Consider the following 20,001-nt stretch of genomic DNA (forward strand, 5'->3'; position numbering starts at 1 on the left):
CCGGTTTTTATTGGTCAACAGCCGTTAAGGTTATTTAAGATGCGTCTGCCGTGCCAAATTTACTTCCGTCTAAGAGGTTGTTTAAAAACAAAAGTGAAATACCGGGTTCGCAGATTTGCGATGAATTTCGCCTTGCGGATTCAGGAGCATAGTGGGCTATGCGACTGAATCAAAAGGTGAAGGGCATCCAAAGATGCGAAACTAAGGGTATTCTAATTGGGTCATGGATAAAGATTATATTTTAACATACTGAAATAATCGGAAACGGAAATTACCTTTCTGCTGCCGGATTTTTGTGAAATCGGATTTGCGTCTCAGTCACATAGCCCACTATGCTCCTTCGTCTTAAATCCGATTTCCCTAAAAATCCGACAGCCCGGTATTTCACTTTTGTTTTTAAACAACCTCTAAAAACGCGAAATCGCAGAAAATGGAGATAAAGCGGCCCACGTGGGAATACTATTCATCGGAATTCAGCCGCGAAAGTTTGTTCTCCAGGTCTGTCGATGACAGGCGCGAGATAATCTTTCCCCGATAGGCAAACGATATACTTCCCGTCTCCTCGCTTACCACAACGGCAGCGGCATCCGTGGCCTGGCTTATGCCCAAAGCCGAGCGGTGGCGCAAGCCCATCGATCGCGGAATATTGGTGTCGTGGCTCACCGGAAGAATACAGCCCGCAGCCTTTATCCTGTCGTGGGCTATTATGAGTGCGCCGTCGTGAAGCGGCGAATTCTTGAAGAATATGTTCTCTATGAGCCGCGAATTAATCTCTGCGTCTATGAAATCGCCGGTCTTTTCATATAGTTCCAGAGGTATCGACTGCTCTATGACAATCAGCGCTCCCGTCTTTGACTTTGACATGGACATGCAGGCATAAACTATAGGAATCACCCAACGGCGTGAGTCCACGCCGGCCGAGGGATTTCTGTGATGCCGGAAAAGGTTGCGCAGGAAATGCCATCGGTTATGATTGCCAAGCTCTACAAGGAATCTCTTTATCTGATCCTGGAAAAGTATGACCAGGATAATCAAGCCAATCGACATCACCTTGTCAAGAATGGTGCCGATAAGCCTCATCTCGAAAATCTCACTTGCCACCACCCAGACAATAATGAAAGAAAGCACTCCGAAAAAGATATTTATCGTGCCCGACTCCTTCATTATCTTATACAAGTAATACAGGAGCATTGCAACGATAATGATATCGAGCGCGTCTTTTATGCCGAATGGTGCCATGAGTGGAATTTGTGATTTTTATGAGTGATTCATATTGCCGCGCAGTGTTGCCTCTACAACCGCACGTGTATCTACTGCTGCCGCCACGTCATGTACACGCAGAAACGCCGCCCCCCTTTCAATGGCAAGCGCGCCAAGAGCCACAGTTCCGGCAAGCGACTCCTCGGGCGACTTTCCGGTGAGCCGGTATATCATCGACTTGCGCGACACACCCACAAGCAGTGGACAGCCGAGCAAGGAGAAAGCATCAAGATGATGCATCAACTCATAGTTCTGTTCAAGAGTCTTTGCGAATCCGAAACCCGGATCAATGATGATATCCGATACACCAAGCCCGCGCAAATCCGCAAGTTTCCGCTGTAGCTCCGTAATCACGTCGGCTGTCACATCGGAGTAACCGGTGCAGGACTGCATAGTCGAAGGAGTGCCACGCATATGCATCAGGACATACGGAACATCAAGGCGTGCCACCGTGGAAAACATAGCATCGTCAAGCGTGCCGCCGGAGATGTCATTGACAGCGTCGACACCAAGTTCCTCCACCGCCATGCGAGCCACATCGGCACGGAAAGTATCGACGCTCACAGGGATGTCCGGCGCCACCTCCCTAAGATATTTCATGCCGGTACGTAGACGGTTTATCTCCTCCCCGACCGATACTTCCGTAGCGCCCGGGCGTGATGAGTAAGCCCCGATATCGATCCAGTCGGCCCCATCCGCCACCATCTTCTCAACCCTCCGGGCGATAGAATCGGCATCGGCAGTGCGCGAGCCGGCATAAAACGAATCGGGGGTAACATTGACGATACCCATTATCTGCGGGCGCGTGATCTCCACGATGCGGTCACGTAGTTTCAGAGAGAAAGGATGCATGGCGCTTACGGGAAAAGAATTTTTTATTTCAGACGCTCTACGAGAGCGGCGGCATCAATCGACTCCTGGGTGCCATCCGACATATTCTTCAAGGTGACCGTACCGGACTCAAGTTCCGAGTCACCGATTATAGCCACATACGGTATGAGCATCGAGTCGGCATATGCCATCTGCTTCTTCATCTTGACAGTGTCGGGATAGACCTCTGCGGATATTCCTTTATCGCGCAATGTCTTTGCGAGCTTTACGGAAGCCGCAACCTCTTTCTCTCCGAGATTCAGGAACATCACTTTGGAGGAAGCCGAAGTGCCGGCAGGGTAAAGGTCGAGTGTATTGAGCACATCGTAGATGCGGTCGGCACCGAATGATATGCCGACTCCGGAAAGACCCGGCATTCCGAACACTCCCGTAAGATTGTCATATCGACCGCCACCTGTTATCGATCCTATCTGCACATCAAGGGCCTTCACCTCGATGATGGTGCCGGTATAGTAATTCAGTCCGCGGGCAAGCGACACGTCAAGGTCGAGCTGAGACCTGAGACCCTGAGCTGTGGCGCCGGAAATTACAGTGCGGAGTTCTTCCACTCCGAGGACGCCTACAGATGAATCCTTCAGCAATTCCGACAAAGCCGCAAGCCTCTCGTCGAGCGAACCGGAGATGGCCAAAATAGGACGCAGTTTCTCTATAGCTTCAGCCGTAAGACCGCGCTCCACAAGCTCGGCAACCACATTGTCGATACCTATCTTGTCAATCTTGTCGATCGCCACGGTTATATCAACGAGTTTGTCAGGTGCACCGATAAGCTCTGCAATTCCCGCAAGCACCTTACGGTTGTTGAGCTTTATGGCGATTCGTATGCCAAGCCGCGCAAAAACCTCGTCGACAAGCTGTATAAGCTCTATTTCATTGACAAGCGAATCGGATCCAACGATGTCCGCATCACACTGGTAAAACTCACGATAGCGCCCTTTTTGAGGACGGTCGGCACGCCATACCGGCTGAATCTGGAAGCGGCGGAACGGCAGCTGAAGTTCATTACGGTGCATGACTACATAGCGCGCGAAAGGAACGGTAAGGTCATAGCGCAACCCCTTCTCACACAATTGGGAAGTGAGCTTCCCGGTCGGCTCCTCACCATTGAGCGCTTCGCGATCGACACCTTTAAGATAATTTCCCGAATTCAATATCTTGAACAGCAGCTTGTCGCCCTCCTCGCCATATTTTCCCATAAGGGTGGAAAGATTTTCCATTGCCGGAGTCTCTATCTGGCGAAAACCGTAGAGGCGAAACACTTCTCGGATTGTGTCGAATATATAGTTGCGACGAGCCATCTCCATGGGGGAAAAGTCGCGTGTACCTTTGGGTATTGATGGTTTCTGTGCCATATACAAGGGAATGTATTATCATGAAAATAGTGCCGAGACACTGTTGGGCTTATTCCCGACACAAGACAGAGCGACCGCATCCATGTCCGGTCGCTCTGCAAAGTTACTTATTAATATTTGATTCCGCAGACAGTTTGGCGGAAAAGTATCAGAATGAATAAGAAATGCCTATGGCGGGAATAATCGCACGCGTCTTGTAATCGGCCTTGAATTCCCCGGTCTCCGGCATCTTCATCCCGGCCACCATAGGAGCAAGGGCCGGATTAGCCTCTGAAATCTTGTCAAGAATCGCGTTGCCTTTCCCTGCAAGAAGATTGTCGTAGGTGTTGGTCACACCGTTGACACCGGCACCGAACACATACATGAACGCGGCATCAATCGACAGCTGAGGCAGCGGACGGAACGAAAGGCCCACGGAAGGTTCGATCTTGGTCATACCCGGAGTCTCCGGGTTATAGTACTTGTCGTTGACAGGTGACAGGTCGAGCATCAGACCGGCTCTCAAGTCAAGACGCTCGGTAAGCGCATATTGTCCACCCAAATGGAAAGTCCATGAATCCTTATAATCCTTTGTAAGATGCTGGTCGTAATCTGAAAGATTGTCAAACTCTATATCCAGAGTCTTATACGTGCTCCATCCGTTAAGCTGCGCGTCGAAAGCAAGGAGCAGCTTCTCTATAGGCTTATATGACACACCGAAAGTAAGCACGTAGGGGCATGGCATCTCTGCCGAGAAGTTGGTGGAGTTGAGCAGGTCAAGCGACTCCCCGAGCACAGGCCTCGACAACGCCTCGTTGGCATACGACACGCGGGCAGCCCCCTTCTTCACTTTCATGCTCATCTTCGAACGATAGGATGCCCCTACTGTCCAACGGCTGTCAATGTCGTAGATAGCCCCGACGTTGAACCCCAGCGCAAGCTGCGAATCGCCTGTAAGATTCACGGAAGCAGGCATCACATTTCCTATCGTGGAAGGGAACTGCATGTTCTGCGCCATACCGAGGATAGGTAGAAACCGGTCGAACGATTCGGGAGTCACCAACCCCTTGTTGAGATTGACGTTGCCCCAGCCTATCATCATACCTGCACCGATTCCAAGATTAGGAAGTACCCGCCACGACACAGTCGGCTGGACCGTGAACACCTTGAGATCCACCGACTGGTTGAGAATAGCGCCGGGCCAGTTCTCCCCCCAGTTGATCGAACTGCCATAGGGGGTGTAAAGCGATATGCCTGCATAAAGATTGTCATATATGCGGAATGCAGCCGAAATATTGAACGGAGTGCTTACGCCATTGTCCGTCTCGTACTTTTTACCATCATAGTCACATGAAGCCAATGCCGAAATAGCGCTGACGCCGGCCGATATCTCGAGAGTCTTTCCGGAAAAAGACACGGCAGCCGGATTAAATATGTTGCTTTCCGCCCCAAGCTTCATCGCCACACCCACATGTCCCATGCCTTCCTGCTTGGGACTGAAGGTATTCACCTGGTATCCCTCGGCCAATACCGACATGGATGTCAAAAGCAGCAATGGACTAAAAATTCTTCTTCTCATATACAACTTTATAATATCTATTATTCAAAACGGCTGCAAAGGTAAGAATAATCGTATTAACATACCTCAAATACACAGAGAAAATTGAACACATTATAGGCAAAACTGACCAATAGTTGTCGATTAGAGTGTATTTACACCTTTATTTATGGCTGAAAGGAGGAAAATCTTGCGGCACTTCTCCCACACTTTATATAGCAATCTATTACCGGAATAAGAAACCCATACTGTTAATCGGTTAAGTTAATTTGATAATATTTACAAAAAATCATGGCGGATTACATTTTTTTATAATCTTTTAGAGCCTCAACTACCGCACAAGAGCCTCCATAGACCTATTCCAATTGTTATAGACAATGAAAACATTTGGATAGACCTTTTTCGCATCCCTCGTCCTCATCGGTCGGGTAGTGATACCGGGCATATGAGGTTCTCATAAATAAATAGTTGAAACGTGGAGGCGGCCGGCATGATGTCGGCCGCCTCTTATTCATTACACCTAATTATTATAATCAAAATATTTCGCATGGATATAATTTCATGCCATATTGTTTTTTAGTAATTTTGCAGGCGAAAGCCGCAACGCTTTCTCCACACTGAATATAAATGCATCTAAATATCTGTCACATATGATACTTGACTTGATTCCACTTGCCATATTCGATGCCAGCCAGTTTTTCAGTTGGTTTGTAGAGAATGCAAACTACTGGTTCGTGTTCATATTCATGATCATCGAAAGTTCGTTCATCCCCTTCCCATCCGAACTTGTAGTGCCACCTGCCGCATATCTTGCCATGCAGGAAGGCTCGTCCATGAATATATACCTCGTGACCCTCGTAGCGACAGCCGGAGCCATCATCGGCGCCATAATAAACTATTACCTCGCCATGTGGGTCGGCCGACCTATCGTCTACGCTTTTGCCAACAGCCGTGCCGGGCATGCCCTGCTCATCGACTCCGCAAAGGTAGAGAAAGCCGAGAAATATTTTGACAAGCATGGAGCCATATCCACATTTATAGGAAGGCTCATCCCTGCCGTACGACAGCTTATCTCCATACCAGCCGGCCTTGCCCGCATGAACATGGGCAAATTCGTGATATTCACAGGTCTCGGCGCTCTTGTCTGGAATGCAGTCCTTGCCGGACTCGGTTATTTCCTCTCAAGATTCGTTTCGTTAAGCCAGCTTTACGATACCATAGAGGAATACAACGTGTATCTCTCTTACGTCGGTTACGGCATCGGACTGCTCTGCATATGCTTTATCGCCTACAATCTGCTGCGACCGCATCCGAATAAAGAGGCATAATGCATGCCAACATAAGTATATAACAGCAAAAAGACTATAAAATGCGAGTAGCACCCTCCCTGTTGGCGGCTGATTTCAGCGACCTCAGGTCACAGATCGACATGCTGAATTCAAGTGAAGCATTCTGCCTGCATGTCGATGTCATGGATGGCAACTTCGTGCCTAACATATCCATCGGCTTTCCAGTGATAAAAGCCATAGGAAAGATGTCAGAAAAGCCGCTCGACGTCCACATGATGGTGAACGAACCCGGACGCTACACCTCTCTCGTCAGAGACTGCGGGGCAAAGCTGATGAACGTGCATTATGAAGCTTGCACGCACCTTGACCGCACTCTCGTTCAAATACACGATGCCGGGATGCTTGCGGGCGTCACTATCAACCCCGCCACACCTGTCGCTATGCTTGAGGAAGTAATAGATATCGTGGATCTCGTACTCATCATGTCAGTAAATCCAGGATTCGGCGGACAGCCTTTTATACGCAACTCCATCAGCAAAGTGGCACGTCTGCGCGACATGATTTCCCGACATAGGGCATCCGCTCTGATTGAAGTTGACGGAGGTGTCAACGACCTTACGGGTGCCGATCTCGCCCGGGCCGGGGCAGACATTCTTGTAGCAGGGAACTATATATTCAATTCTCCCGATCCGCAGAAAGCGATCCTGACATTAAAGAACCTATAGAGCCTGTTAGAGTTTTTACTTAACAACATTTAAACCGTGGCAAATATTACCATATCTGCCACGATTTTTCGTATCTTTGGCTATCGCCTTAGATACTCACGCTCGGCAAAACCAAATAAATTTGTTTTTGCGCTCGACTTATTCGTATCTTTGACCCTCGTCTTTATCCATATAGACGCCTAATTTACACAGAACACTACAATGCAACGCAATGATATAGTATCCGATCATTTCGGTTTCGATCCGGGAATGCTCGACAATGTTCAATCAGTATCCCCGTCTGACACCGTGCGCGAATCGCGTCGTGCCATGGAACCGGACACAACATCACCGGCATCCCCCAAAGCCGAAAAGGCAAAAAAAACGTCGGTCTCGACACCGGGACGTATCGCACGCTTCATACATGACAAGCGCACGCGCATCTTCACCGGCATACTGATGATATGCTGGGCCACATTCACCCTTTTTGCCGCAATATCCTATTTTACCACAGGAGCGGACGACCAAAGCCTGGTTATGGGCAACACAATCACAGAAATAGCGGAACGTGGCACAGCAAACAATTCGGGAGGAGCGTTCGGAGCTGTCCTCGCCCATAACGCGATATCCAATGGGTTCGGAGCCGGATCACTAATCCTGATAGCATATTTCTATATCCTCGGATGGTATCTCCTACATCGCTCCAGATTCTCCTTTTGGGGACTGACGGCAAAAAGCCTCATCGATGCCATCACGATGTCGATAGTGCTCGGACTTGTCACATACAAACTGAATACATGGGTATATTGGGGCGGCATACACGGCTATGCCGTAAACACATGGCTACTCGCACACGCTGGAGTGGCAGGCACCATACTCGTAAGCGCGGTACTCGTTGCCCTGGTGGCATGTATCTACCTCAATGAGCTGCGCCTGGTGTATGTTGCCTACCGCCGCAAAGTCAATGCCCATAAAGCACGCATCAGGGAACAACGCGAGAAACTCGAAGCCGAGAAACGGCAGGTGGAACAGACCCTTTCTAAAAGCAACAAGGAGATTGAGGACACGGATAACACCGATGAAACAGAACCGGACGTAATATCAAGGCAAACACCGATAGTCGGTTTCGCTGAAGATTTCATCGGCAACGATGTTGAGGTGCGACAAACGTCATCCGATGCCGACGACTACACCTATCAGGCTTTCGACGAGACTCCTGGCTCAGAGAACGCCGAGCCTTTCCAAAAGGATATGTCCGATGAGAGCGTCACACCATCAATCCCTGAAAAAGATACCGTCATCCAACATATTGATGAGGAGGAGCAGGAAGATCCTGAACTTACAATAGACGTACCCGCATTCGATTCGGAGGTGCATGTATCCACTGAGGCCTACGACCCTACCGCCGAACTGTCGCGTTTCCATTTCCCGTCAATCGACCTTCTCAATGAGGTTCCCGACCAGAAAGTCAGTGTCGATCAAGAGGAGATGGAGGAAAATAAGGAACGAATAAAAGCTACCCTGGCCAACTATCAGATACCCATCTCGCAGATAAAGGCCACTGTCGGCCCGACTGTCACGCTATATGAGATCGTTCCTGCCGAAGGCGTGCGGATAGCCAAAATCAAAAGGCTTGAAGATGACATAGCATTGAGCCTGGCCGCCCTTGGAATCCGAATCATAGCACCGATTCCGGGTAAAGGCACCATAGGCATCGAAGTCCCCAACAAGGAAGCTCAGATGGTGCCCGTGCGCTCGATAATCGGATCAAGAAAATTCCAGGAATGCAAGTTCGACCTCCCGATGGCCATGGGAGCCACCATCTCTAAGGATATTTTCATTGCAGATCTGACAAAGATGCCCCATGTACTTGTAGCGGGCGCCACCGGACAGGGAAAATCAGTGGGACTCAACGTTATAATCGCGTCGTTGCTCTACAAGAAACATCCGTCAGAGCTGAAATTCGTGCTTGTCGACCCCAAGATGGTAGAGTTCAGCCTGTATTCCAAACTCGAGAAGCATTATCTCGCCAAACTTCCCGACGAGGAGGAACCTATAATCACCGACCCGATGAAAGTAGTGGCAACACTCAACTCATGTTGTCTTGAGATGGACAACCGCTATGCCCTGCTTAAGGAAGCCAATGTGCGCACCATCAAGGAGTATAACGCGAAATTCGTGCAGCGGCGCCTGAATCCGGAGAAAGGTCATCGCTACCTCCCATACATAGTGATGGTGGTCGACGAGTTCGGCGATCTGATCATGATGGCCGGCAAGGAGGTGGAACAGCCGATAGCACGTATAGCCCAGAAGGCCCGTGCGGTAGGAATGCACATGATTCTTGCCACACAGCGCCCGTCGACCAATGTCATCACCGGCATCATAAAAGCCAACTTCCCTGGCCGAATCGCTTTCCGCGTGAGCCAGATGGTCGATTCGCGCACAATCCTCGACCGCCCGGGTGCCAACCAGCTCATCGGAAAAGGCGACATGCTGTTCTCATTCAACGGAGAAATCGACCGGGTGCAATGCGCGTTCATCAGCACCGAGGAAGTAGAGAATATCGTGGAGTGCATACACGAGCAGATCGGCTACAGCGAAGCATACCCGCTTCCGGAATACGTGCCAGACAACGATGCAATATCCGGCGCCATCACCCAAGGCAACGACCGCGACCCCCTCTTCGAAGAAGCGGCAAGGTTTATCGTGTCGTCAAACACGGCATCCACCTCTTCGCTACAACGACGCTACAATATCGGCTACAACCGCGCAGGACGTCTCATGGACCAGATGGAAGCGGCCGGAATAGTAGGGCCGGCCTCCGGTGCGAAACCACGGCAGGTGCTTGTAGATTCTCTCCAGCTTGAACGAATGCTTGAAATATAATCATGACGCTCCGATATATGATACGACATACCACATCACCAAAAACCGCATCATTGCTGCTCGCCTTAATGGCGTTTCTGATTGTTCCTGTGCTGTCACACGGAGCTGCCACTAAGGGCTTGACTGCACGACAAATTCTTGACCGCACGGCTACGGAACTTGGCAAGTCCAGGAATATCACCGCTCCATTCACTCTTACCTCGGAAGGACAGACTGTGGCCGGGACTTTGAAAATGTCGGGAGACAAATTTTTCCTCTCGCTCCCTAAAGCAAAGATATGGTATGACGGCCGCACGCAATGGTCGCTCGACACATCTACAAAGGAAGTGAACATCTCGGAGCCTATGCCCGACGAACTTGCACAGGTCAATCCCATGGTAATCATATCCGCCCTTAACAAGGTTTCATCTCCTCAGCTTCTCAAAGGAAACACGGGGACATATTCATTGCGTCTCATCCCGGGCGCCTCACAGCACATGGCCTTCAGCAATGCCGTAATTGATGTGAACCAAACGACATTCCTGCCAACACGCATCATCCTTACGTTCGGGGCCGGACAGACAGTGACACTGAAAATAGGGAGCATCGACCGCACCACAAACCATGCCGCGTCGATGTTTGTTTTCAACAAAGCAGACTATCCGGGATATGCCCTGATCGACCTACGCTGACCATTCCGACATTATTTTACCAGAATTCAAAAACATAATACATACTTATGAGCGATACTACCAAATGCCTTATCATCGGCTCCGGACCTGCCGGATACACGGCGGCAATCTACGCATCGCGAGCCAATCTTGCTCCGATAATATATGAAGGACTGCAACCGGGCGGTCAGTTAACCACCACTTCAGAAGTGGAGAACTTCCCGGGCTACCCCGACGGAGTAATGGGAGCACAGCTCATGGACGACCTGCGCAGGCAGGCAGCACGTTTTGATGCCGACCTCCGCACAGGTGTAATCACCATGGTCGATTTCTCAAAACGGCCTTTCATTGCTGTTTCAGACGATGGCACGAAGATAAAAGCCGACACTGTGATAATCGCCACAGGTGCGTCGGCCCGCTATCTCGGCCTTGACGACGAGAGACGCTATGCCGGACTCGGCGTATCGGCATGTGCCACATGCGACGGATTCTTCTACCGTGGCCGCTCGGTAGCGGTGGTCGGAGGTGGCGACACCGCATGCGAGGAAGCATATTATCTGAGCGGGCTTGCCAAGCAAGTCTATATGATCGTGCGTAAGGACTACCTGCGCGCCTCGAAGGCCATGCAAAAGCGCGTGACCGAGAAGGAAAATATCACTATCCTGTTCAACACCCAGACACGAGGCTTATTCGGGGAAGAGTTTGTGGAAGGCGCACACCTTGTGGAATATGCCGGCACACCGGAGGAACACGAATTCGACATAAAGATCGACGGCTTCTTCCTGGCCATAGGACATAAGCCCAACACAGATATATTCCGTGGTCATATCGAACTCGACGAACAAGGCTACATCAAACTAACAGGAAATGATCAGTCGACAAGTGTTGACGGAGTATTCGCGGCGGGCGATGTTGCAGACCCGGTCTACCAGCAGGCCATCATAGCCGCCGGCTCGGGATGCCGCGCCGCACTCGATGCTGAACGCTTCCTCATGGAACACCAGTCCTGATTTATGTCTTAATCCCTCAATCCTGATACTGTATAGCTGTAATTGCCGGTTTGGCCGTTACAGCTATTTCCATATCCGACCGAGCCAACTACGCCAGAACCATATCATGCCGTAGACGTTATAATATAAAAGATGACAATGTTATGACCGATATAAGTATTGAACGTGTCTATGCCGATCCGTCAGGAACAGTTCTACCGCATGAAGGGTTCAGGATATATGTGGATCGTCTATGGCCGCGTGGTGAAAGCAAAGAGAAGTTCCATTACGACATGTGGGCAAAGGACGTGGCCCCCTCGACCGAATTGCGCGAGTGGTTTCATGGCAATCCGGCCACAAGATGGGAAGAATTCAACCGGAGGTACACTATGGAACTGCAATCCAATCCGGCAATGGGAGCACTTCTCTCCGAAATACGGAAACATCAGTATGTCACCTTGCTTTACAGCAGCCGTGACACCGTTCACAACAATGCCGTCATACTTGCATCCTATCTAAAAAGCAAACTATAATTTTTAACATTAGATGACTATGAAGATTAAACGTATCATAATGGGAGTCGCCATAGCAATGGCGGGAGTATTCACCGCATCGGCTTCCGACACATTCTCCCGAGACATCTCCACGTTGCCTACCGTGGCCCGTGAACTGATTGCAAAACACTTCAAGGCCAATGTAAGCTTGATAAAAGTCGACAAGACACTCGGCCATATCGATGAATACGACGTCGTGCTGACTGACGGCACAGAGATATCATTCGATAATAAAGGTAACATGAAGGAGGTCGAGACATCGGAGGCAAAGGCTGTTCCCAAAGGACTCGTCCCCGCTGCAATTACCAACTATGTGGCTTCTTCACACAAAGGTCAGCATATCGTGAGCCTCGAACGCAAACGCAGTGGTTGGGAAGTAGAACTATCCAACGGCATAGACATCCGTTTCGATAAAGAGGGCAGATTCGTAAGGTACGACGACTGACATATAAAACCTCCGCGACTACTATAAAAATCCATCGAAAACATCGATGGATTTTTCTGTATGCACCCATCCTACATATTGAGGTTTTTCTTAATTTTGTGCCTCTGAATCCACAATAAGTTCGTCACCACCTATGCAATATTCCGCGCAACAGATAGCCTCCCTCCTACGGACCATTCCGCCCGTCAATCCCAACGCTAAAATCGACGTACTGCTTACCGACTCGCGCTCGCTCACTTACCCCGAGCGCACACTGTTTTTCGCACTAACCACACCTTCCGGTGACGGACATCGCTATGTGGCCGAACTTTACCGGCGAGGAGTGAAGAATTTCGTGGTACGCCGACGTCCTGACACTGCCGACGCATGTTATGCCGACGCCAATTTCTTCGTAGTTCCAGACGTGAAAGAGTCGTTGCAACGACTCGCACAATCGCACCGCGACAAGTTCACCTCACTTCCGGTCATCGGCATAACAGGCAGCCGTGGCAAGACCACCCTAAAGGAATGGCTCAACCACCTGTTGGGAAGCCACATGCACACCGTGCGCTCACCGCGCTCCTACAACAGCCAGATCGGCGTACCCCTTTCCCTTTGGGAAATAGGCCCGGATGCCGAGCTTGGCATATTCGAGGCCGGAATCTCCGAATACGGCGAAATGGATTCATTGCGCCGGATGATATCACCGACATTGGGCATAATCACCAACGTAGGCATCGAACATGCCGACGGCTTCTCATCCCGCAGCGACAAATGCGACGAAAAGCTACGCTTGTTCACGGGATGTCCACTCCTTATCCATTCGGTAGACGATCCGCTCCTTGCACAGCGCGCCGCAGATGCCATTCCCGCAAAGCAACGACTGACGATAAGCCGCATTGGTGCCCGTGAGGCCGACATAAGGATACACGCAGCCATCGATAGAAACGCCGGAGTCACCAACATCCGTTTCTCTTCCCCGCGCTTCGCGATGGAAGGAGCAATAACCATACCTTTCACTTCCGAAGCGGCTCTCGACAACGCCTCGCTATCCATAGCAACCCTCATGGCCCTCGGCATAGATCCCGTAGAGGTTTCATCCGGATTCTCAACTATGCCGCATATCGATACACGCCTCAATGTGGTTGAAGGTGTCAACGACTGCACCCTGATAACCGACCACTATTCCTCCGACTACCCATCGCTGCTGTCCGCGCTCGACTTCATGAACCGACGCCGCACACCTGACACACGTGCCACCGTGATTCTACCCGACATGAAGGCATCCTCTCCCAGCGATAACGCGACGATATACGACAACGCCGCACGGTTGCTTACGCGCCATTCCATAGACCGGGTCATATGCATAGGTCACGACATAAGCCGACATGCCGACATGTTCGCCGGCATGGAAACGAAGTCCTACCCCACCCTTGCCGACTTCATAGCGATAGCCACGCCAAGCGAATTCGACCATGAACTGATTCTGATAAAGGGTGGCGACAGCATCGATGTAGACAAGATTACCGACATGCTTGAGGCCCGGCAGCATGAAACCGTGCTTGAGGTCGACCTTGATGCGATGGTCCACAATTTCAATCTTTTCCGCGCGCAGTTGCTACCTCACACCGGCATAGTCGCCATGGTGAAAGCTTCCGGCTACGGCGCCGGAAGCTACGAACTCGCCCGCACGCTCCAGAACCAGGGAGCGGCCTACCTCGCTGTTGCCGTGGCCGACGAAGCGATGGATCTACGCAAATCAGGCATAACGATGCCTATTATGGTGCTCAACCCAAAGGTAACGAACTACCGCACCCTCTTCGCCCATATGCTCGAACCGGAAGTATATTCTTTCGACATACTGCATGAAATCATCTCTGAAGGACGTCGCTACGGCGTGAAAGGCTTCCCGATCCACATTAAGCTCGACACCGGCATGCACCGTCTGGGATTTCTCGGCGATGACATCGACCGCCTCATCAACGAATTGAAGTCGCAGGATGTCGTCACCCCACGCTCCACATTCTCCCACCTCGCGGCGGCGGACTGCCCTGCCATGGACGATTACAACAGGCTACAGTTCGACCTGTTCGACGACTGGAGTTCACGCCTCAAGGAAGCATTCCCCGACATGCTGCGCCACATACTCAACTCTACCGGCATCACCAGATTCCCACAGTACCAGTACGACATGGTGCGCCTCGGCATATGCCTCTACGGCATACCCACGCTCGACGACGGCAGCCAGGCCGACCTACAGCCGGTCAGCTCGTTGCGCACTGTGGTAATCTCAATCAAAGAATGGCATGCCGGCACCACCATAGGATACGGACGCAAAGGAGTACTGACTCGCGACTCCCGCATAGCCACTATCCCGATCGGGTATGCCGACGGGCTGCGGCGCGCCCTCGGATGCGGCAAATCATCAGTGTGGATCAACGGAACGCTATGCCCCATCGTAGGCAACATATGCATGGACATATGCATGATTGACGTGACCGACGCGCAATGCTCAGTGGGTGACCGCGTGGAGATATTCGGCCCGAACATCAGCGTCGCCACCATAGCCGACACCCTTGGCACTATACCATATGAGGTGCTCACTTCCGTGTCGACACGCGTCAAGCGTGTCTACTTCCGGGAGTAATGTCAGGCTCCTCACCGTCATGAGGGAGCACCTTCGGGCCCACAATGCCCGTGACAAGCGCTCCAAGAAGCATAACCACGATAGAGACACCTATAACCATGCCGCAACCCCAGTGGTGTAGCATCACCGGAATAAAGAACGCCCCGAGGACTGCACCCGATTTACCTATGGCGGCGGAGATGCCCACGCCACTGCCTCTGTCGACCACCGGGTAGACCTGCGATGGCAGGATGAACGTGATAAGGTGAGGTCCGGCGTTCAGGAACAGCTCGAACAACACGAAGCCGGTTATCGCTATCCATGCCGGCCAATGTTGCAGGTACGCCACGAGCAGGATGCCCAGTCCGGCGGCACTCCCGACGAAGCCCCATGTCTGCATCGACACATGATACAACCGCCGCACTATCGCCAGTCCGAGCCCGAAGCCTACGGCCATGAATACGCTGAGCAGTATGGTTATCTCGACCGAATTTATGATATGCTCTATGCGCGGAGCCGAGGGCGACACATAGTCGATGCCGAGCGACATCACGAGTATTGGAATGAAAATGCCTATGCCGTACACCCCCAGCCCCTCGCATGCCCACGGCACACCGGTGAAGAATATCTTACGCGCATTCCTCTTTATGAAAACGCCCATCGATTCCTTTGCCTGTGTCGCTACAGTGTCCACCGTGGCGGGGACAGGCATATACACATCTTTTCCAACGAAATAATGTACGGCCTTTTCTGCCTCCTGCACATGTCCCCTCGACATCAGCCAGCCGGGTGATTCCGTGAAATGCACCCTCATCAGCAGTATCACACCTGCGATAGCGGTCATGATGAAAAGCAGCCCGGGCCACGGCTCGGCGCTCGTCCATCCTCTGATAATGAAATAACACAGGGCCGCCACCACCACACTACCCACGGCAGCCGAGGCCTTGGCGACGCCTACCATAAAGAATTTCCATTTCTTCGGCATAATCTCAGATATATAATCGGAGTCGATGCTGTACTCTCCACCCACACTCAGCCCCATGAAGAACAGGCAGATATACAACAGCCACAAGGGATGCCAGAAATAAGCGACAAGCGATGCCGCCACCATCATGGCCGGACACACGCGAGCTACCACGAGATATCCCCACCGGTCGCTAAGCCGACCGAAAAGCACGGTGCCGAGAGTACGCCCGCACAGAGCGATACAGCCGAGCACCCCCTGCGCTATGGCCGACATCTCGGGATGCGTCACCACCTCTATCATTGGTATGATAACACCCACGAGCGTGGCAAGGCCCTGCCCTATGAACTGCCCCATGGAGGCCACGATAAGCACCCATATCTGCCCACCGCGAAGAGGCATCGTTTCCAGATTGACCGCCCCTTTCGGAATTGGCGCGCCGGCATTACTTTTATTTTCCGTTGACGATGAAGAATCAGACATATGCGTGAGTTTTTATAATAAAGGTGAGTTATTACGAAACTACCCCGAACAGAGTGGCGCATAGATAAAATGCTTTCATACCAGTTATAACGAAAGAAAACGAACTAATATGAAAGCATTAATTTCTAAAAAGATAGTCGTAAACGGGAACTCTGAATATAAGAAATCAACAAAAATTACAATCTATTTTTGCGGCATTCCTATATTTCACTCAGTTATCCTTATTAACCACGGAGAGTAACTCAGGTGCAAATTTTGGATATTCAAACTGATTGTTTTGCTGATTAAAGTAAACAAGTTCAATCTGTGTTTCTCCTCTGAAGTTGATTATTGAATGAACCGTAAACTTCATATTGGGGTCTGAATTCAAATACACCACATCACCTTTTTTGAAGTCTGCCATATTACCTCCTTTCCATTTTTAGTAAGGGTTATTTCAAACCCTTGTTATCTTATTCTCTCGCAAAATTAGTTAAAGTTGTTGGGTTGTGCAATAGCCTAAGTAATTTACTAATACAAGGTTAATAAAATTACTTAGAGAATAGTGATTATGAACGAGTCAAGCATAACTATCAGTTGGGAGAAGAACGATGACGGTGGCACCGACATATCGGTAAGCGGAGCAGAGGAAAGGCAGACGCACTTCCGAGAGGCATTCCTGTCAGTGGATAGACTTCCGAAGGTACACGATATTACCGAGCGAGAAACGAGTGGCGAGAGTGCTGGAAATTCGGCTACCGTAGCACTTCTCAGTAGCCTTATCGGGATTATACGAAAGAGTAATAAGATGAATGGCCGTATGGTGACCGAGCAAGAGCGGAATATGAAATTTCCTCTTACTGATTTAATCTCTATCCGTAGGTTTGCTCAGATAGTCGGGATAGATATTGATGAACGGAAATTCCGTAATGTACGAGAGTTTAGAGAGTATTTTGGAAAATTGATTAGAGAAAAGAAATGAAAACGCCAATACATACCATTGAGGATTTGCGTAAAGTCTTTGAAAAAGAAGGCTTCTCTGAAGATGAAATAAGAGAAGGCTTTTACAACGCAAACCCTAAATTAGAACGTCCAAACAAGAGAGTAGAGAATACTGTACGAAAATTATGCGTCAATCACTCGTGATTACAAGGTGGTTGTTTGTCATAATAATGCTTACTCCATATAGATTTACCGCACTTCTTGCATTCCAGCATTTTCGTGTCGGAATTATATACTAATTCATGCTTTCCGCCACGAGGACAGTTTTCGGTAAGCATATCATTTTCATCTATTGGAATAGGTTTATCTGCCATATCTTTTCGTACTTGGTTGAATTTCAAGTGCAAAGTTAGCAAAAAAATTCGTAACTTTGCACTGTCTTTGAGAAGACAAAGTTTGAAATAACAGAGAAAGTGCCTCACTTCTTGTGAAATCGCCAATTCTCATCTAAGAATACACGAGGCACGGTGACAGCTCATATAATGTGGGCTGCCTATCCGTGCGTGTATTCAGGTGTTTGGCGATACCTACAAGAGTGCAAGGATGGCAGCCCACTTTCTATATATAACTCAAGTAAGAAAATTTCTCCAATCGGATGCCTGCGGAGAACTCTTGTAAAATCGCCATATGAAAATTCTCTATTCGTTTTTCATCGGAATGATGATGGCTGGAATTTACAGCTTTTTCATGCTCTTATTCTTTCCGAATATTGACCCCGCCACAGGTTTGTCATTCATCGCCATTATCTTTATTGTAGGTTGTATCATCGGTTGGTTTGATGCAGGTCGTAAACAACGAAAAAAGGAGGAAGAGGAAGAACGTCAAGCCGAGCAAGACCGAACAAACGAACTCATGCGTGAGTATCTTGAAAAGAAACTTCGGGAGGAGAACGAGAATGGGAACTAATCCTATCTGTACGAGCGTAGAGCAATCCAAAGTTCTCATCAAATTGGGAATTTCGGAAGAAACTGCAGACCACTGCTATGTTCTCCGCAGGAATAGCGAACCACGGCTCTCCTTATTAAATGCCACATTACCGAGCGGAATGCTCAATAGTATCCCAGCGTGGTCATTATCGGCTTTGGTAAACCTGCTACCTCCGTTTATAGAGGAAAAGCAGGTGGAATATTGCCTAACGATGACAACGGCAGATAGGGTTGTGTATTGGAACCCCGAAAAAGACAATCTGTTTGAAACAACACAAGATAATCTTCTTGATGCCGTGGTAGAAACTATTGTATGGCTTGTAAACGAAAACCATATATAGTCACTTCTTTTTCTTAGGTAGAATATCGGTCATTGCTTTACCGAAATCCACGGGTTTGCCCATAGGCTTTTTCAGCTCATCAATAGGCTGGTCAAGTATGGGTATGTAATTTTTGTCCTTTTTCTTAGGCTTCATTTTCCTACTATCTGATTTTGCGTTACGCGGATTTGGGAGTTGGCTATCGCCATTTCAAACCGCGTGTCGTTACTAACGTTGCGCGTGTTGAATCGGAACGAAAACTCATCAAAATACCGTTGCATATACTTACGGCTGACTTTGTTATAGATGGCGTGAATGACACGCTTACAGAAATTGCCCCAAAAGCCTTCTATGCTATTGGTATAGGCGTTGCCATTAACGTATTGTTTTCTACTATGGTCAACAATCTCAGCCTTATAGAGTTTACGGACTAAGTCATAGCCACACCATTCATCGGTAAATAGCGTTGCCGTCCTTGCTACTGACTTCAGAATAGGAGGCGTAAGGGATTTAACTTTAGTGTCTTTTACCACCTTGCATATCACTGCTCCGCCACGTTGCAACATCCCCATGACAGGAACTTTATCCTTGAAACTCCTGCCCTGACATTTGGGAACTTTCTTATCCGCGTGACGGTTGTCATTTTTACCGCCAACGAAAGTCTCATCCAGTTCAACCTCACCGTCTAACTTTTGGAAATGAACAACGTGCGATGTCCTGCGGAACTTATGGAGCATGAACCACGCAGTCTTTAGCGTTACCCCGATGTCCTTTGCTAATTGGGTGGCGGAGATAGCCTTCTTGTGATTGTGGTGCAGGTACAAACCGATGAACCACTTACGCAAGGGGAGTTTTGTGCCTTCAAATATCGTACCTATCCTGACGTTGAAATTCTTGCCCGTGTTCTTGCAGCGGTACATACCATCGCCACGGCGATATACCTTTGACGTTGGGTCATAGGGCGACACCACACCGTTAGGCCAAAGTTTATTCTCAAGAAAGGCGATGCAACTCGCCTCATCTGGGAAAGCTGTGAAGAAGTTATACAGCGAATTAAATGTTCCAAAGTTAATATCGTTCATAAGCCAACCTGTTTGGGGTTGGGTTTATTAACTTTTATTACTGTCCGCTAAACCATAAATCAGAGAGTCCAACATCTTGAAAGGCA

The 20,001-nt window shown here is 49.5% G+C and carries 17 protein-coding genes; 9 read left to right on the plus strand and 8 right to left on the minus strand.

All coding sequences use genetic code 11. The annotated features are described in order from the left end of the window. Positions 1 to 459: 459 nt before the first annotated feature. The 4 genes from cdaA to QZ303_RS09160 all read right to left on the minus strand — a co-directional run bounded on the left by cdaA (position 460) and on the right by QZ303_RS09160 (position 5,058). Entirely contained in the window at positions 460 to 1,239 is a 780-nt protein-coding gene (cdaA, locus tag QZ303_RS09145) for a diadenylate cyclase CdaA (protein WP_295731953.1), read from the minus strand. 18 nt (positions 1,240 to 1,257) lie between these two features. Further along, positions 1,258 to 2,112 (minus strand): dihydropteroate synthase, encoded by an 855-nt coding sequence (gene folP, locus QZ303_RS09150; RefSeq protein WP_295731956.1) that lies wholly within the window; start codon positions 2,110 to 2,112, stop codon positions 1,258 to 1,260. 23 nt (positions 2,113 to 2,135) lie between these two features. Further along, on the minus strand, positions 2,136 to 3,500 hold the full coding sequence (hisS, locus tag QZ303_RS09155; RefSeq protein WP_295731959.1) for a histidine--tRNA ligase: 1,365 nt from the start codon (positions 3,498 to 3,500) through the stop codon (positions 2,136 to 2,138). A gap of 148 nt (positions 3,501 to 3,648) precedes the next feature. Next, entirely contained in the window at positions 3,649 to 5,058 is a 1,410-nt protein-coding gene (locus QZ303_RS09160) for an OmpP1/FadL family transporter (protein WP_295731961.1), read from the minus strand. A 629-nt stretch (positions 5,059 to 5,687) separates the two neighbouring features. On the opposite strand from QZ303_RS09160, the gene QZ303_RS09165 reads away from it, so the two are divergent. From QZ303_RS09165 to QZ303_RS09200, 8 genes are all read left to right on the plus strand, one after another. After that, complete coding sequence (locus QZ303_RS09165; protein ID WP_295731964.1) at positions 5,688 to 6,365, plus strand: DedA family protein; 678 nt, start codon at positions 5,688 to 5,690, stop codon at positions 6,363 to 6,365. A 41-nt stretch (positions 6,366 to 6,406) separates the two neighbouring features. After that, positions 6,407 to 7,051, plus strand: a complete 645-nt coding sequence (gene rpe, locus QZ303_RS09170) for a ribulose-phosphate 3-epimerase (RefSeq protein ID WP_295731967.1) — start codon at positions 6,407 to 6,409, stop codon at positions 7,049 to 7,051. A 201-nt stretch (positions 7,052 to 7,252) separates the two neighbouring features. Continuing rightward, positions 7,253 to 9,916 (plus strand): DNA translocase FtsK, encoded by a 2,664-nt coding sequence (locus QZ303_RS09175; protein ID WP_363322837.1) that lies wholly within the window; start codon positions 7,253 to 7,255, stop codon positions 9,914 to 9,916. Positions 9,917 to 9,933: 17 nt separating this feature from the next. Continuing rightward, entirely contained in the window at positions 9,934 to 10,587 is a 654-nt protein-coding gene (locus QZ303_RS09180; RefSeq protein ID WP_295731970.1) for a LolA-like putative outer membrane lipoprotein chaperone, read from the plus strand. A 47-nt stretch (positions 10,588 to 10,634) separates the two neighbouring features. After that, positions 10,635 to 11,576 carry a thioredoxin-disulfide reductase gene (trxB, locus tag QZ303_RS09185; RefSeq protein WP_295731973.1) on the plus strand — a complete coding sequence of 314 codons (942 nt, stop codon included), beginning with the start codon at positions 10,635 to 10,637 and terminating at the stop codon, positions 11,574 to 11,576. Between the two features lie 143 nt (positions 11,577 to 11,719). Next, a complete protein-coding gene (locus tag QZ303_RS09190) occupies positions 11,720 to 12,088 on the plus strand; it encodes a DUF488 domain-containing protein (RefSeq protein WP_295731976.1) in 369 nt (122 codons plus the stop codon). Between the two features lie 19 nt (positions 12,089 to 12,107). Then, entirely contained in the window at positions 12,108 to 12,554 is a 447-nt protein-coding gene (locus tag QZ303_RS09195) for a PepSY-like domain-containing protein (protein ID WP_295731979.1), read from the plus strand. Positions 12,555 to 12,687: 133 nt separating this feature from the next. Continuing rightward, the gene (locus tag QZ303_RS09200) at positions 12,688 to 15,180 is read left to right on the plus strand and encodes a bifunctional UDP-N-acetylmuramoyl-tripeptide:D-alanyl-D-alanine ligase/alanine racemase (protein ID WP_295731982.1); all 2,493 of its coding nucleotides are present in this window, start codon (positions 12,688 to 12,690) and stop codon (positions 15,178 to 15,180) included. Here QZ303_RS09200 and QZ303_RS09205 read toward each other — a convergent pair. After that, on the minus strand, positions 15,155 to 16,606 hold the full coding sequence (locus QZ303_RS09205; RefSeq protein ID WP_295731985.1) for an MFS transporter: 1,452 nt from the start codon (positions 16,604 to 16,606) through the stop codon (positions 15,155 to 15,157). The genes QZ303_RS09200 and QZ303_RS09205 overlap by 26 nt on opposite strands. 211 nt (positions 16,607 to 16,817) lie before the next feature. Next, on the minus strand, positions 16,818 to 17,009 hold the full coding sequence (locus QZ303_RS09210; protein ID WP_295731988.1) for a hypothetical protein: 192 nt from the start codon (positions 17,007 to 17,009) through the stop codon (positions 16,818 to 16,820). A gap of 1,205 nt (positions 17,010 to 18,214) precedes the next feature. Here QZ303_RS09210 and QZ303_RS09215 point away from each other — a divergent pair. Continuing rightward, positions 18,215 to 18,493: a hypothetical protein gene (locus QZ303_RS09215; RefSeq protein WP_295731991.1), complete on the plus strand. Its 279-nt coding sequence runs from the start codon at positions 18,215 to 18,217 to the stop codon at positions 18,491 to 18,493. Between the two features lie 361 nt (positions 18,494 to 18,854). Here QZ303_RS09215 and QZ303_RS09220 read toward each other — a convergent pair whose 3' ends face one another. Both QZ303_RS09220 and QZ303_RS09225 read right to left on the minus strand, forming a co-directional pair. Next, a complete protein-coding gene (locus QZ303_RS09220; RefSeq protein WP_295731993.1) occupies positions 18,855 to 18,989 on the minus strand; it encodes a hypothetical protein in 135 nt (44 codons plus the stop codon). Further along, a complete protein-coding gene (locus QZ303_RS09225) occupies positions 18,986 to 19,915 on the minus strand; it encodes an IS1595 family transposase (protein WP_295731996.1) in 930 nt (309 codons plus the stop codon). The genes QZ303_RS09220 and QZ303_RS09225 overlap by 4 nt, the downstream gene beginning before the upstream one ends. Between the last annotated feature and the right edge of the window lie 86 nt (positions 19,916 to 20,001).

The organism is uncultured Muribaculum sp. (assembly GCF_910583865.1).
Taxonomy (GTDB): Bacteria; Bacteroidota; Bacteroidia; order Bacteroidales; family Muribaculaceae; genus Muribaculum.

Bases quoted from the DNA above. Each gene is read 5' to 3' on its own strand.
- cdaA (WP_295731953.1), bottom strand. From the start codon at position 1,239: ATGGCACCATTCGGCATAAAAGACGCGCTCGATATCATTATCGTTGCA.
- folP (WP_295731956.1), bottom strand. From the start codon at position 2,112: ATGCATCCTTTCTCTCTGAAACTACGTGACCGCATCGTGGAGATCACG.
- hisS (WP_295731959.1), bottom strand. From the start codon at position 3,500: ATGGCACAGAAACCATCAATACCCAAAGGTACACGCGACTTTTCCCCC.
- QZ303_RS09160 (WP_295731961.1), bottom strand. From the start codon at position 5,058: ATGAGAAGAAGAATTTTTAGTCCATTGCTGCTTTTGACATCCATGTCG.
- QZ303_RS09165 (WP_295731964.1), top strand. From the start codon at position 5,688: ATGATACTTGACTTGATTCCACTTGCCATATTCGATGCCAGCCAGTTT.
- rpe (WP_295731967.1), top strand. From the start codon at position 6,407: ATGCGAGTAGCACCCTCCCTGTTGGCGGCTGATTTCAGCGACCTCAGG.
- QZ303_RS09175 (WP_363322837.1), top strand. From the start codon at position 7,253: ATGCAACGCAATGATATAGTATCCGATCATTTCGGTTTCGATCCGGGA.
- QZ303_RS09180 (WP_295731970.1), top strand. From the start codon at position 9,934: ATGATACGACATACCACATCACCAAAAACCGCATCATTGCTGCTCGCC.
- trxB (WP_295731973.1), top strand. From the start codon at position 10,635: ATGAGCGATACTACCAAATGCCTTATCATCGGCTCCGGACCTGCCGGA.
- QZ303_RS09190 (WP_295731976.1), top strand. From the start codon at position 11,720: ATGACCGATATAAGTATTGAACGTGTCTATGCCGATCCGTCAGGAACA.
- QZ303_RS09195 (WP_295731979.1), top strand. From the start codon at position 12,108: ATGAAGATTAAACGTATCATAATGGGAGTCGCCATAGCAATGGCGGGA.
- QZ303_RS09200 (WP_295731982.1), top strand. From the start codon at position 12,688: ATGCAATATTCCGCGCAACAGATAGCCTCCCTCCTACGGACCATTCCG.
- QZ303_RS09205 (WP_295731985.1), bottom strand. From the start codon at position 16,606: ATGTCTGATTCTTCATCGTCAACGGAAAATAAAAGTAATGCCGGCGCG.
- QZ303_RS09210 (WP_295731988.1), bottom strand. From the start codon at position 17,009: ATGGCAGACTTCAAAAAAGGTGATGTGGTGTATTTGAATTCAGACCCC.
- QZ303_RS09215 (WP_295731991.1), top strand. From the start codon at position 18,215: ATGAAAATTCTCTATTCGTTTTTCATCGGAATGATGATGGCTGGAATT.
- QZ303_RS09220 (WP_295731993.1), bottom strand. From the start codon at position 18,989: ATGAAGCCTAAGAAAAAGGACAAAAATTACATACCCATACTTGACCAG.
- QZ303_RS09225 (WP_295731996.1), bottom strand. From the start codon at position 19,915: ATGAACGATATTAACTTTGGAACATTTAATTCGCTGTATAACTTCTTC.